Annotated in this window: 18 protein-coding genes; all 18 read right to left on the reverse strand. The window is 45.4% G+C overall.

Translation table 11 applies throughout. From position 1 onward, the window contains the following. Nucleotides 1–96: 96 nt before the first annotated feature. The gene (locus DVA44_RS24070; RefSeq protein WP_000182312.1) at nt 97–546 is read right to left on the reverse strand and encodes a hypothetical protein; all 450 of its coding nucleotides are present in this window, start codon (nt 544–546) and stop codon (nt 97–99) included. Between the two features lie 50 nt (nt 547–596). Next, entirely contained in the window at nt 597–1,388 is a 792-nt protein-coding gene (locus DVA44_RS24075) for a hypothetical protein (protein WP_000774871.1), read from the reverse strand. 229 nt (nt 1,389–1,617) lie between these two features. Next, nucleotides 1,618–1,875, reverse strand: coding sequence for a hypothetical protein (locus DVA44_RS24080; protein ID WP_001052325.1), 258 nt, complete (start codon nt 1,873–1,875; stop codon nt 1,618–1,620). 65 nt (nt 1,876–1,940) lie between these two features. Beyond that, the gene (locus DVA44_RS24085) at nt 1,941–2,267 is read right to left on the reverse strand and encodes a hypothetical protein (protein WP_000556022.1); all 327 of its coding nucleotides are present in this window, start codon (nt 2,265–2,267) and stop codon (nt 1,941–1,943) included. Nucleotides 2,268–2,509: 242 nt separating this feature from the next. Continuing rightward, entirely contained in the window at nt 2,510–2,830 is a 321-nt protein-coding gene (locus DVA44_RS24090; protein WP_000834113.1) for a hypothetical protein, read from the reverse strand. 294 nt (nt 2,831–3,124) lie between these two features. Then, nucleotides 3,125–4,375, reverse strand: a complete 1,251-nt coding sequence (locus tag DVA44_RS24095) for a site-specific DNA-methyltransferase (protein WP_000104393.1) — start codon at nt 4,373–4,375, stop codon at nt 3,125–3,127. A 170-nt stretch (nt 4,376–4,545) separates the two neighbouring features. After that, nucleotides 4,546–5,154 (reverse strand): hypothetical protein, encoded by a 609-nt coding sequence (locus tag DVA44_RS24100; RefSeq protein WP_000833775.1) that lies wholly within the window; start codon nt 5,152–5,154, stop codon nt 4,546–4,548. Nucleotides 5,155–5,309: 155 nt separating this feature from the next. Then, nucleotides 5,310–5,567 carry a hypothetical protein gene (locus DVA44_RS24105; RefSeq protein WP_001290639.1) on the reverse strand — a complete coding sequence of 86 codons (258 nt, stop codon included), beginning with the start codon at nt 5,565–5,567 and terminating at the stop codon, nt 5,310–5,312. Nucleotides 5,568–5,631: 64 nt separating this feature from the next. Then, a complete protein-coding gene (locus DVA44_RS24110; protein WP_000069824.1) occupies nt 5,632–6,060 on the reverse strand; it encodes a hypothetical protein in 429 nt (142 codons plus the stop codon). 91 nt (nt 6,061–6,151) lie between these two features. Then, nucleotides 6,152–6,529 carry a hypothetical protein gene (locus tag DVA44_RS24115; protein WP_000645320.1) on the reverse strand — a complete coding sequence of 126 codons (378 nt, stop codon included), beginning with the start codon at nt 6,527–6,529 and terminating at the stop codon, nt 6,152–6,154. Between the two features lie 405 nt (nt 6,530–6,934). Continuing rightward, nucleotides 6,935–8,080: a hypothetical protein gene (locus DVA44_RS24120; RefSeq protein ID WP_000339750.1), complete on the reverse strand. Its 1,146-nt coding sequence runs from the start codon at nt 8,078–8,080 to the stop codon at nt 6,935–6,937. Between the two features lie 44 nt (nt 8,081–8,124). Further along, on the reverse strand, nt 8,125–8,421 hold the full coding sequence (locus DVA44_RS24125) for a type II toxin-antitoxin system RelE/ParE family toxin (RefSeq protein WP_000581857.1): 297 nt from the start codon (nt 8,419–8,421) through the stop codon (nt 8,125–8,127). A gap of 49 nt (nt 8,422–8,470) precedes the next feature. Next, on the reverse strand, nt 8,471–8,941 hold the full coding sequence (locus tag DVA44_RS24130) for a hypothetical protein (protein ID WP_000170639.1): 471 nt from the start codon (nt 8,939–8,941) through the stop codon (nt 8,471–8,473). Between the two features lie 433 nt (nt 8,942–9,374). Further along, nucleotides 9,375–11,765: an Ig-like domain-containing protein gene (locus DVA44_RS24135; RefSeq protein WP_000694551.1), complete on the reverse strand. Its 2,391-nt coding sequence runs from the start codon at nt 11,763–11,765 to the stop codon at nt 9,375–9,377. 402 nt (nt 11,766–12,167) lie between these two features. Continuing rightward, a complete protein-coding gene (locus DVA44_RS24140; protein ID WP_000115760.1) occupies nt 12,168–12,419 on the reverse strand; it encodes a hypothetical protein in 252 nt (83 codons plus the stop codon). 32 nt (nt 12,420–12,451) lie between these two features. Continuing rightward, nucleotides 12,452–12,655, reverse strand: a complete 204-nt coding sequence (locus DVA44_RS24145; protein ID WP_012477421.1) for a hypothetical protein — start codon at nt 12,653–12,655, stop codon at nt 12,452–12,454. 221 nt (nt 12,656–12,876) lie between these two features. Further along, nucleotides 12,877–13,308: a hypothetical protein gene (locus tag DVA44_RS24155; RefSeq protein ID WP_001251242.1), complete on the reverse strand. Its 432-nt coding sequence runs from the start codon at nt 13,306–13,308 to the stop codon at nt 12,877–12,879. Between the two features lie 103 nt (nt 13,309–13,411). Beyond that, nucleotides 13,412–13,927 carry a hypothetical protein gene (locus DVA44_RS24160; protein ID WP_012695482.1) on the reverse strand — a complete coding sequence of 172 codons (516 nt, stop codon included), beginning with the start codon at nt 13,925–13,927 and terminating at the stop codon, nt 13,412–13,414. Nucleotides 13,928–14,083 lie beyond the last annotated feature (156 nt).

Raw genomic sequence — 14,083 nt, forward strand, 5'->3', positions numbered from 1 at the left:
ACCATTTAGCGAAATTATATTAAATCAAAATCACGCGGATTTAATGTCAATATATATAAAAATAATCCATTGTAATTTAATCACCCGGCACAGCTATTAGTTATAGGTTGGCGGCGTAATAAATGCCGTATTATTTGTTTTCAACTCAGACAGCGGAATAAAAGGAGTGTTAAGAGTCATGTCATCACCACAATGGCGTGGTAGAGCTGAAAGCTGAAATGAATCTTTCATCACCCTAATAACCGGGCATTCCGTACGTGCTGATGGCATTACTTCCCGCAGCATCGCTTCCTGCTTTATGCTGTCGCTATGCTTATATTCATCCATGTCTTTTATTTCTTGAATTTCATCTTCACCACAAAATGACCAGTTAGCGTCATAGAAGTAAAACTCAGTTAAATGAAGATCGTTTTCTTTCACGTATGCCGCCAATTTGCGGATACGCTGTTCAAGCATTGTATCTATCCGTAAGGAAACACTCTGCGGAACGTCACTTGCAAATTCATTGATACAATCAACGGTAGAAACTATGAATTTATTGGTCATGGCAGGCTCCAGGCCACCGGGGAAACCGGTGGCTACGGTAATTGGCAGGCTTAAGCGCCGCAAAGGGTGTCAAGGGAAGGGAGAAGCTTGCTCAGCTTGTCGTAATCGAGCGGAGACAGTTCTGTAACGAGTTCGACCGAAAGACTAGTGTTGTCTTCTTCACACAGAATATAGATTCCGTCTTCTGGCTCTTTTCCGGCACATGCCTTCAGTCGTTTGTTAACGACCTCCTGGGCTGAATCCGCTACGTCGCAGCTCAGGACATAGCTTGCCACATAGCTGCTCTCACCGTGGTAATGCGTCACTTTACACAGAGCATACTGGATACCGGCTTTGTGAGCCTCATTCATGAGACGAGAAAACTGACAGCCATCCTGGTAATAGTGGGTATCCTTTGTGACCAGAATAGTCATACCCCCAAATTCATCTGTCCGGCTTTTACTGCATGTAAATGCAGCAGTAATTGTTACCATTTCCGAGAGGTCGAATACCGACAGCACGGCAGTTGTGAGGCAAATTGCATGGTCAAGATCAATGGTCTCTCCATGAAAAACTGCCAGCCCACTGCTGGTAACTTCTGTTGCGAACAACAGTTCATAATTGCAGTCTGGGCAGGATGGTTGCCCAAAGCTCGGCTCAGAAGGGTCATACTCAGGGTGGTTCTCGATAATACTGAGGATCAGCTTCTCAGTCAGAGAACAATCTGTCAGTGGCTTATCAAGCAAACGCTCACCTTCTGCAATTTCTGCTTCGGTAACGAATGTGATTGCTTCTTGTGCCATTTTTGCCTGCTCCTGAGTGCAGGGAATAATAAACGACGCCTGAGTATAATTATCTGCCACAGTTGACTCCTTGATTATTTAATTAATGTATTTGATGAGAAGATCATAACAAATACACTAATACCAACTAATAACCTGAAGGCGTTTTTTTAGAAAAAATATTAAGAAGAAGAATATGAACACTACCTCATCTTAAATTAATATCATTCAGGATTAATATTCATTTTTGCAAATAAAAACCGCCAGACGGCGGCTTTTATAAAGAGGGAAATATCATTGGAAGTTGAAATTACTTCACGGCAGGCCGACAAATTACGCGACTGCTGTGAGCTGAAGCGAAACTTGTAGAGGAAACTATAATCACCTTTTCTAAGTCGTCGGCACTGTCAGCAATATGATGCCGGAAAGCCTCCTCTGCATCACCAGGGGAGTCGGCTTCGACCAGGTAGGCCTGATCATCATCATCAAACATAATGCGCCCGGAAATGAGATAAAGTCGGCTCAAATCTGGCGTTGCTGCGCTCGTGCTTCGTTCGTTCAGATTCATTTTTTCTCCGTCTGTTGCTCGTAAAAAGAATGACGCCGGTTTAAAAGGCGTCGCCAGGGTTCGGGCTAAAACGCAGGGTTGCCATCGAGGAAGCTCATTGGCTGGCCAATAGCGGATGCCACCCTGAGAATTTCACCTGGTGTGGCATAACGCAGCATTTCAGAGCGTCCAAATTTCTGATACTCATCTACTGACATCTTTCTCCACTCTGGGTGAGGATCTTTTCCGCACAGTGACCAGTTGCTTTCAGAGGAATCACGACGGAGAACGTACACATCAAGCGAGGCTGTAAGCCCACTTCCATATCCCCGCTGCGCTACAATACGAACCTGAGAACCATCGTCGCGTTGCAACGTCTGGGTTAATTTCGTGATAGGATCCTGAGAATGCATGCCATTTACCTCGTTTTCAAAAGATTTACCGTAAGTAAATGATACCGAATCGAGAATTCTGGCTAATAGGTCAGAAGAAAAAATAATGAATATTTTTGAAGTGTAGGATAATGATTAGAATAAAATGGCCTGAATAAATCGCTAGCGGTTAAATCCGCTTATTTCAGAGAAGCTCTGATTTAGTAGTTAGGGAAAACGATGCGGTGAAAAGTAACTTTTACACCGCAATTCAGAAAAAAGTTTCAATTAGTCACATTACGAATAACCCGGCTTACTTTCGCATGTGCGTTCCCCTGGATGTTAAAGTAAAGCCCCTCAGGCAGACTCGTCGCCCACTTAACTCCTCGCTCAGCCATACGCTTCGGTGTTTCCAGCCAACCACGAGGAATATTGCCCGTAACGTCACCGATAACCCGTGAAATGCATGCTGCTACCCGGATGCCGCCGGGAATATCGCATTCGGATTCAACAATATGCATAACCTCAAATAAAGCACCATGCCGCTGGACATGATCGCCAATGTGCAACTCGATAGGAGAAACCATTTCTGTATCTGACTTCATATCTGTCCACCTTTAATTTAGAAACCGTCTAAATTACCAATATAGTTAATGTACCGGATGTTAATTCAACAAGTTCTGTATCACAACCATCAGTTTTTTTTGTTGGGTCTATATCGGAGAAACAAGTGAATATTGAATACACTCGTTAATACAGACAACCGGAAATGAATGGCACCCTAATTATCTCTGCGGCGTATGCTAAGCCGTTAATATTGTCATTTTATGGTAGAAACAATGCAAAATGAATAAACCGCTTGTCGCTTCAAACCACTTTATCAAAACCGTTAACTTGCATTAAGCCCGATACAGTTCGGCGAGCTCGTCCAGCATGGGGTTACTCTTATATCCCGGTGCGGCCGTAAAAAGGTTTCGGGAAATCGCCAGCCATTCCATGATTTTGTCCGTCGCCAGCCAACGTCTGCCAAGTCGCTCGGCTGCGATGGGAACTTTATGCAGGCCAGCGAAGGGATCTACAACAAGATCTCCCGGCTCTGTCAAAAACTCAATCAGAAACGCTGCAAGCCTGGTAGGAGACGTTGCACCATGCAGCGGAAAACCTAGCTCGCGGGCAATGGAATGGCAAAATCTCGTATCAGCGCAGCTATTGCCGTAAAACAAAGTATTTTTGGGGATCGTTCCTTCTGTTTTATTTCCAAAGGATCCGCTTTTAAGCTGGTACGCCCCATCACCATAAAAGGTCGTGCGATTTTCACCGCCTGCTGCCTGCAATTTAAGATGCTGCTCTGAATGCGGTTGCAGTACACGTAAGTTGTTTGAACGAACCTTACTCGCATCATTGGTAAACCACAGCACAGGCTCATACGATGAGCAGAGCTGCACTCGTTGCTTACATGCCCAGTGCGTTGGCGATGGGGGCTTACTGCGATTCACCCACTGAAGCCTGTCCATGAGCTCAAGCCCCAGCTTGTCACATAATGCCAGTGTCAGACGCTCCAGATACAGAGAACGTGAAGGCCTGCCCCTATTAAAGCTATCTTGAGTGATATTCAATGCCACACTTGCGCCGGGTACAAGCTGTTTCACGATCGGTTCGAGGATACGCAGAAGCCAGTCAATATAAACCTGCTCGCCACGCCCCCCGCCATGCCCGTAGTCTCTTGAATTTCGAAGGAGGTAAGGCGGCGAGGTCAGGCAAAGATGAATTTGCTCTGTGATATTGCTGAAGAAGGCATAGGCGTTTCCAAAAACCGATGCCCCAAGAGAAGTTGAGAAACCGACAACACAGAGCTTTTCCCATGACTCGTGTAGGTTTGTTTTCGTCTTAGAGGAGTATCTCCAGACGCCCCGTTTTTCTGGAACGCGTTCGATGACTCCGGCCTGCCGAAGAGTCTGCTGAAACCAGCGTACTTTGTGTTTGACGCCGCTGGTTCTGGTTTTATCTGACCCAAATTCTTTCAGTTCGTGCAATTCGGCATCCGACATGCCAGTTTCACGCTGCACTTCGCGATAAAGCTCGTCGTTGCTCAACGGCAATTCGGAGGCTGCGTAGATCCGTGCAATTAAATCCGTAGAAATCGTGCTCATCAGCCATCCTTAATGGAGATGCAGTTTAAATATCGGCCTGATGGTTGGAAGGGGGATTACTAAATCAAACCGATCTGTTTATTTATAGGCTTTGTCAGGTCATGCAGCACAGCTGGGCATGCGCAAAGAGACCCAGTCTTCTTTAGCGGAGACACCTTCAAAAGTTGTACTCAATCAGCCCCAAGATTTTGAAACTCAATGTGCTTTTGCTCACACTCCTCCCTGCCCCACGAGCCCTGCCATTCACAGATGTCCCGGTACTTAATTTCCAGCTTATCCATCTGTGAGAGGTTAGCTGTTGCGAAGTCTGGCCATATGTCGTGCCAGCATGCGTTGTACGTGACGCCTGCTGGTGGGCAATACATCATTGCATCAGCATGGATAATTTCAACGCGAGGATCGTTTGCAAACGAGGCCGCAACGAGGTTAATAACGTCCTGTTCTTTTTCAATTACTGTTACATGGGTTACATCTTCTTTTTGAAGAATGGCGTGAAGCACCATCCCCAGACCAAGACCATTAATGAGCACGCGCCCGGTGGCTCGCTCTAAAAAATCCTGGCAGGTTCTGATCTCCATCGGGGTATTGGACATCACCACATCCCAGCCGTTGGACAAACGCCGATATCTACCGGGCGGGATAAACTCGTCTGTATTACCTGTATACTCGGCACGAAGGGCGAGGCTCATCGCCTTATCTGCGGTAATTTCGAATGTGTCCAGTTTCCAGGTTCCGGACGTGCCGTCTTTAACGGGTAAATCAGAAAAGCAGCTCTTCATCAAGGCAACCAAAATTCCAGTAATGTTGTTACGCTGAACCTATCACAAACCTGCTCTTAATACAGTTATCAGGAGTGACAGCGATCTTTGAGGAATCGTTTAAATCACGGGCATCCTGTAGCGGACGCCCGATATTTAATCAAATGTCGCAGGTGTTAAAGGAAGCGTTGCAAAGTTGCAACGTCTTCTGGAGCAACCTCCACGCAGCTCCTGACACTGTAGTGATTTTCGCCGTTGTAGTCGTAAACCCCACCGTCTTCAAAACTCAGCTGTTCAAGCTCGCCATGGCACTCTGAAATGAGTGCCGTCTGGCAAGCATTTTTCTCACAATCGCTGACGAGTAACCGAACATAGCTATTCTCATGGTCGCCGTTTCGGTTCTGGATTTTAACGATAAAGTGTTTTTCAGACATTTGTGCCTCCAGCACAGTTTGAGGTTAATTTAGCGTTGCCCCGGCTCACCGGGGCAAGAATAAATCAACCCTTAATGAAACTGTGCCCCCAGGTGTTAGGCTTAAATGCCTGCTCTTTGATATATGTTTTCATTACCTTGCAGGTTTTTTTCAGGGCTTTGGTATTGGCATCGGTTACTGAGATAAAATGGCGAGAATAACGGTTTTCCCGGTATTGCTTATCAGCGTTTGGGTCAATTGCTTCGCTTTGCAGGAGTCCTTCGTGCCTGCCAATTACTATTACGTAGTTCATTTCACCTGAAACACGATCCGTGAGTAATTGAATGGAAATATCAGTCGCTCGCGTGGCCTGGCTAGCAGAAATTTTTGCATGTAAGAAAGCTCCCTTTCGAAAGTTGGCCGGAGTCAAACCTGTAATATCCTCGGTGCTAAAATTAAGTGAAGATAGAGTTGAAAATAAATCACAGCTAATGACTTCAGTATTATTAGACATAACCCGGCTCCGCTCATATTCATGTTAAGGTAATTATATCAGGTTGATAGCATTACCTAATAACTTGGTGGCAAAAAGTTGTGGTTTTTGATTAACTAAAATTGATGTTCTCAATACTGCTCAAGAATTCTTTCTTTACACCCGGAGTAAAAGGTATACGTTCAATGTATTTATAAAGCGTCGCAAAGGTTTTGGTTTCAATGTTTCGTGAAATAACATCATCAATCGGGTCTTCGAACATATTAATAAAAACATCAATATGCTGCTCTCCGCTTTCTGAAGCTAAAGAGAGAATACAGACCACTTCAATGTAGCGGTTATCCTGCTCTGCAATGAACAACCAGTGCCCTTCGTTAAAGGCTGGTGCAGCACTGAAGCGTTTTACAACAATTTCTGAAAGAGCATATCCTGCCTGATCCAACAGATTAATAAAGTTGAGTTGAGTTGAAACCACGTCTAACGCTTTCATAAAACCTCCTTTTCATCTGTACTTATTATACTGTTACCCATCCCCCCAGCTAATAACCTCCCAGCAAACTTTCAAAAAAAATACCACCTTTAATTAGAATTGAACACATCCTTTTTAAATAACAAAAAGGATTATGAAACCCACAATGTTTGTGATGTGCCACCAAGGAAAAGTAACTTTTATGTGCTCATAAATCTTATTTCGTATTCACTTTCCTTTGTCTTTCGGTCGTAGATTATCAGGGGAAGCATAAGAAGAATATGTGAGGTTTAAGCAAATGCGGTGATCGGGCATTATAATTTGGTGAGGCTATTATAAGTGGATAAAGATAGTCGTAGGTATAGGATCAGGTTAAATTGCATTTTCCCGGTTGCCTTCCCTGGCCTACCGGTTTCAGCTCAGATACTAAGACCAGCGGTAATACTTAAAATATTCCTCATTTGCAGCTATAAACTCCCTCAAACCGTTCATTAATCCCTTCTCAAACGCTGTCACGATAAACCGGTAACCGTCCAGTGTTTCAATGTAGTAAATACCGCCTGGTGTAATTCCAACATGCAACACCTCGGCTGTCATCATAAACTGGCCTTCCGGAAAATCATGCGAAAGGTAAATGAAACCAGTAGTGGCCGATGCGGGTGTGGCATTCACTAAGACCCCGTTAAACTGCTGCCCGTGCCTCGCCGGTACAAGCTCACTTCCCCTGGTTGACTTATCAAGCAGCCTCTTAACATCTTTTTCTTCTTTTAACGAGGTATAGACCCGCACATCACTGTCATCACCTGGGCGAGAGCCGGTGCCAACATGAGCAAGACGACGGTAAGCACTGCGCATATTAACGTGGCAGGATGCCCCTGCTCTACCCTGAAGCCTTACGCCAAAGTCTTCGCAAAGTAACAAAATCTGACGTAGCTGGTTTTCATGCACGGACGCTGAGAGTGAAAGATTGAAACAGGAAAAGGTCAGTTCTAAAACCTTTTCGCGTTTGTCATTGAAATGAGCTTCCAGCCTGATGACTGGCTTTTCCGACATTGCAAAAGCTTTGTCCGTTACTCTGTACCGGCATTCATCTCCGAAACATTCTTTAACAACGCTGGCTATGACCGTGTCGTGTTCTCCATCTTCCGGAGCTGGCACAAAGATTTCAAATTGTGCCGGTGTATCCGGCTCAAGCAGAACGGGATAGAGACGCGGAGAATTAAGCAAAGCGCATTCAGAATTAATGAGCTTAACCCAGGCGCTTTTGTCGTCCGGATCCTTAAGCTGCTGTCCAAGGTTATCGCAAAAGTCAACTATCTGACGGGTATGCTCATCCGTGACTGCACAGATCAGGTTAAGACCATGCGTGGCCATACGCAGTTCCCGGGTTCGGGACTGGGAATTGATCGACCAGGGGTTAAGTGAAAGCGAAATAGGGCTTATGGAAGGGACGACCGTCTCATTCTGCAAATCTGTAAGCTGGCAGTTCGCAGTAGGCTTCGGGGAAAGGGTACTAAATATGTAACTTGCCTGTTGTTTAGTACTGGCCTGGATATAAAACATCGCGTCCATGCTTGTATCCCGGGATGAAATTGAAAATAGCTTCATTTTTAACCTTAATGGATGAGCGATTTATAGTCATGTGCAGACAAATGAACATTATGTGCGCCATCATTCCATTCAAAGAATAATCGATACTTAGAGTTTACTCGAATGGAGGAATAACGGTTTGACGTCATTCTTAAGCGTTCATAACGCAAGCTGTTGGATAATAACTCCCGCTCACTCTGGACATTATCCAGCGTTTCAAGTCGACACAGAATTGCGTTAATAATTTCAGAAGGAATACCTGCCGTTGTTTTTCCATTACGGAAGAACTTTTCAAGCCGTCTGTCTTTAAATGAATGGATCATAGTTCCTCCGTAATAATTGACCTTAAAATTAAATTAAAAGGGCTTTGAATTAATGAATACCTAAAATGCGGGCGGCAACTGCCAGCTGCTTATCACTTAACTGACGCTGGTGGGTTAAAGAAGACTTAAGGCTTTCCAGAAAATTATTACTACTGGATTGTTGGGTGATTGCATCAACCATTTTTTGATGAGACCTGCACCATGCTGTGAACGCAGAACTGTGGGCGCTTTCAGTCCTTAAACGCTCGTCTTGCAGGGATGCTGACACTTTGCGGGCAGCTTGCGCATTAATGCGGTACAGCGCATTCAGCGTGTAAGCAGTACGGGTCGTTTCGAGGCTGTAACCCGTGGCTTTACAAGCCATACAGCGACTTCTATAAAAATGCTTACGCTCTCCCCGCCCATTGCATTTATCGCAAACAATACGAAAAGTATATTCCGCAGTACCTTTTACAGAATCAACACAGCGGATTTTTGCGCTGGAGATTTCAATTCCACTGCGATCATAATATTTGGTCATAATGTGATTCCTCCGGTTAGTTCTGGAGTAATCATGACAGAATGAATCTACTGGCTAATAACCTGAGAGTAAATATTTTAAAAAAACATTGAGAGAGGGTCTGCAAATTTATACACGAAGGATTCAAATATAATTTGTTTAAAAAATTAAGAGCATTCTGAAGTAAAATTGCATCAAAAAGCATTCATGGATAAATCATGTACTGGTGCCAGCGATTTAAACGAGGACATTGTTCCGGTGTAATTACACAGTTTAGCATCATAGATTATAACCAAAAGGAAGGAGTCCTTCCCGTCTCGGGAATATTACTTTCCCGTTTGCAGTTTAAGAGACACTTAATGAGAAAGTAATAATTAAGTCATGCTCAACTCTACATTTTACATTGAGGATGGCGTAACAGGGTACGGCATACTACCGTACCCTTGTGTAGGGTTTATGTTTGAGGGAATTCTATAGCAAATGTGGCCGTGCCAGATTGACCACTTACAGCGGGAGTAACGGGATATGTGCGCTCTTCACCATTACCAAGATCCAGTGACAGCGATTTAGTTTCACCAGGCTGGACCGTAACTCCGGCAACCGTAACGCCGAACTGGGCGTTTTTCTGAACAGTCAGGGTTCCGTTTAACTGTCCGGTAATGATAGAACCGTCCTGACGACGCAACACACTGGTTCGGATGATGGCCAGCGGCGTGTTGTCCGTTGCTTTCAGTGCTACGGCTGTGGCCAGCGTCTTGAGATTATCCAGCATAATCAGGTTAGCTGGCTGGTAGGTAAAATTAAGCGTTTTAGTGGTCCGGTTACCTGATTCGTCAATAGCCAGAGCCTCCAGATGATACATCTGTCCCGATTCGTCAGTATTGGGGAAGATTCTGGGGTATTCAGGAATAAAGACATCCTTGGATAGCGGCGTGAATGCAAGGGTGACCTTTTCAGAGTTAGGTCCACCAGCGAGCTGAAGCGATATCAGGGAAGCATCCCCAGAGGCATCAGTAACGCTTATGCGTAGGTTCTCAAGCCCTTTAACCAGTTTTCCTTCTGCGTCTGCGCCATTAAAGCTGAACGCAATAACCGGAAGCGTTGAGTCAATTTTCAGCGGTGCATTAAGCGTTTTGGTTCCTGTGTTTCCAACAAGATCCGTGGCAGACACGCTAACAACCGTATAATCCCCGTCCGGTAGACCAGCGTATGAGAAAGTGGCGTTTTTGGTTTTATAATCGCTTTCACTGACAGTCACAGGCTTCAGGGTGAAAGTTTCCCCCCGGGCATTTTTAAGGGTGGCTTCGAAAACTTTGGTATCCCAGTAGCTGATGTTCCAGGCGTTGACGCGATCATTATCGGTGGCCGTCATAGTGATTGTCTTGGAGGCCTTGTTTACCTGAGCGACATTAACCACCGGTGGGTTGTTATCCCAGATAACCGTAAAATTACCAGCAAGCGCATCGAATATGCTGTCACCATCTTTTCCCGAGTAAAGATGCAGATACTCAAATCCTTTGTCACTGGTGTAGTTGAAGTTAACCGTCATCTCGCATGAACTTTGTCCGACAGGAATAGTGCAGAACCAGGCTGCATTTTTTACCGTTCTGAACTTTTGCACGTATGGTCGGGGTTCTGCGGTTACCTTTATGCGGCTAATGGTGGCGGTTTTAACGCTGATTGAGGCCTGAGTTAACCACTCACTGGTATCACTCCGGTACATCTCTTTAGCCACTATCTTCGGGGCTATTTCCATCGCCGGGGCTGGAGTGAAGTTGAGGGAGTTATGATGAATTCGTCTTACTCCTCCCGCCAGAGTCTGAAATTCATGATAAGTATCCCCCACATTTGGATATATGTATTTGAAAGTATAGATATTATAAGTGCTATCGGACGTCTGGAAATTCGAGTCCGCCCAGCCATATTTGGAACCGTTAACAGCAGTAAAGTCACTTTTCTTCCTTAATACCCGTACGGAAATAGGGTTCTGGAAGACGGTCATGCCAGACTGATAGGAGACCCATGATCCGGTAGTGGCGTCCTGCACCTGGATGATATCGTCAGGCTTAACCCGATCAATTACGCTTCGGCGGCTTAGTTCGCTCCTGTTTCCCGCTTTGTCATAAAGGTAGATCCCCACTTTATATTCAGAGCGGTTTTCCGGTGCCAGGGCATTGCTGCTTGCGTCGGCGACTTGAACGGTTACGCTACCTTCCACTGTATTAATTTCCGCTGGCTTTTTACGCTCCACTCCAGCGGCATCGGTTATGAAATATTCAGCATTAGCAAGCCCGGAACCTTTATCACTCAGTCCATTAAAGACCAGTGCCTGGACGCTGGCGTACTGCATACCGGCTGGTACTGAAGTGAAGATCGCTTCGCTGCCAAAGTTCCACCCATTTCTCGTATAACTTATGGTACCCGTTGCCGGAGGCGTTCGGTCAATTGCAAGCGGGTAATCCTGCCGGGAGACCTCCTTCCCTTGCAAGTCGGTAATCACCTCTCTGAGGGTGAAGCTATCTTCTCCCATCGCTGGTACGGTCAGAGTCTTGCCGTAATAATCAAAGCCTGTCGAAGATGTGGTACGGTCATCAACGGTAACCAGGCTGCTTTTCGTGCTCCAGATGAGGCTCCCGTCACTTTTCAGCAGACTGAGCGTAATATAACGGTCCAGACCGGAAATAACGGCAACGTCAAAGCTCGTTACCGGATTAATCCATACGGATGCAGGCGATACGGTCTTTTTAACGTTCAGGGTATCTTTAAAGCTGAATTCTGCGATTTCAGCGGAAGCTCCTGCGCTGAAACCTGCAAATGCAATAAGCAGGGCTAGTTTGATTTTCATGGGTTGTCTCCTGATCAGGTTCCCCATGATACTTTTTCAGTGTTCGTGATCTTTTCGGGAAAATAGCTATTTTTGATGTTTTTCTTTTCTGCCCGGCGGGACTTTTTTTGTTTACGTGAATGCAACAAAACCAGAAAAGTTACTTTTTGATAGGGTAAAATTAGGTTTCCCTAATTTCCAGAAGCAAGCGAAAGCAGAACTAGCTTAATAGCCATTAAGAACGCCATACCTATTGATAAATAACGCTCCTTACATTTAATGATTTGAGCATTTAAAAATGAATTAGCGAAAGAATTTTGGTTTGCTTTTTATTGCATGAGTAAAACAGTATTAATAATCCGGAGCCATTAGAACGTACTCTAAAGACTCCGGTATACAGATATCTTGCCAGTAAAAATGGCCTTACTCCTCATCATCCCCCAGCGCTTTTTTGATGGCGCGGCGGCGGGCTGCATCACCTACACGATATCCGACTGAATATACGTCATTCAACCGGCGCAGAATAAGATTTATTTCCTCATCCTGAATGTAGGCAGGTAAACACAGAACCACGTCGCCATCTTCATCATAGACTCGAACAACTTCCTTCTGCCCATCTCGCTCGCGAATAATCTGGACATGCTGAACCCTGGTGTATTCTGGGTTTACGCTCATTTTAAGTATCTCTCTGTAATTGTTGTTACCAGTTAGCTATAAGCCGGATAATTCTGGTATTCAGTGTTCTGCACAGCAATCGCCTGCTCGTGGATCATTGACACTGCCAGGCGGGCTTTAACTCGCTTGCTGGTGAGAAAACGCTTCACTTCTTTAAGTTCGCTGCCAGCCGACAGCATATTGAAGACATGCTGTTTGAGACTGTTGTTATTTTTGGCCACTTGTTTCTCCATCATCTTTGTACATGGTTATTTCAGGCTGGCCTGCCAGATCACACACGTTATCCATATGCTTTTGGACCCAGTCTGTTAGACCCAGACCTTCGGCCTTTGCCTGATTGACGTAACGCAGTTTACGTTCAGGGGTAACCCGCATCTGTAGTTGTGCCGTCGCTGGAACCGCCTCTTTCAGGGCGTTAAGGCCCCTCTGATCACGGGCCTGAATTGATGGTTTACCGCTAGGCATCTGATGTATCGCTCTCCCGGCGAGCGGTGGACAGCTCTATTTCTTTTGCGATAGCTTTATCTATGGCATCCAGCTGCATGGCAAACTTGATTTCAAGCGAACAGCGTAATGCCTTCAGGGCGCGTTCTTTGGTGCTGTATTGTGGTATGCCGTTCTGGCTACCATTCATGCCTCGCATGCGGCGGGAGGTTGCATCGACAACCTCTCCCTCTTCCCGTGTGCCGTGAACCGTAGTTCCGCTCCATGTCGGATAAACAGTGCCAGTGGCGGTGTTGAAGCTCCAGCCGTTTTGGTATTCCCCCGAGACCTCTGGTACGGGCATATCGCGTTCAACGCCATAGTCAGACCAGCGTAAAGCGCGGTTTATTCTGGCCTGTGCCACCAGCTCATCATACGCGGCTTGTTCTTTTTTATTCATCGCCATTTAGGGCAATCTCCTTAGAGGGGAATTAGGTGTTATATCGGTACGTAAGTGCTTTTCAGGCCTAATCTCTGACAAGGCCTGATGTGCCAGACTGCCGTTGCATTCACCGTTTTATGGCGGTTGACAGAGCCTCATTAAGAGCCGCAATTAGCTCAGGCGAAGTCGGCTCCAGATTTTTGGAAGCGTTCAGCAGCTCCTGAAGTGAAGAGATTTCCTTTGGCTCCACCTGGTTTGTTTCAGGTGCCGTTTTTTGCACTTCATCCAGTGTACGCTGTGCACCGTTATCCAGCACCAGCACCCCCCCGGCACGAATTTCTGAAATGGTGCGCAACGTATACATCAATTTATCCCAGACACGGCTACCAACCTCGAACCCGGAATCAGCTACTTTTTCTTCATTATGCTTTTGAAAAATTTCTTCTAACCAAGTGGTGAAGCGCTTTCCAAAAGTATTGGCGGCTAAAGAAGTGCAGGAATAAACCTGTTCGACCTGTTTTGTTCCATTTTTATCAGTGAATGTAATGAGACCGATTCGGCCACTGTTAACAGTGTAAAAGCGAGGTTGAAAGCCAGCTTTGAGAAGGTTTTCAATAGCTGAAAAAAAATCTTTTTTGAGCATCGGTTTCAAAATGGTTTTCCTTTTATGCCCGGTGCCGCCGGGGCGGTGGCGTTAAATATACGCCATGTAAGTAAATTAATTTATACCCATTTGATTGTCAATACAAACAAAAAAACAAACCATGTTTATTATTTTATCAACGATGCTATTTTAAAG

The organism is Leclercia sp. W17 (assembly GCF_003336325.1).
Lineage (GTDB): Bacteria > Pseudomonadota > Gammaproteobacteria > Enterobacterales > Enterobacteriaceae > Enterobacter.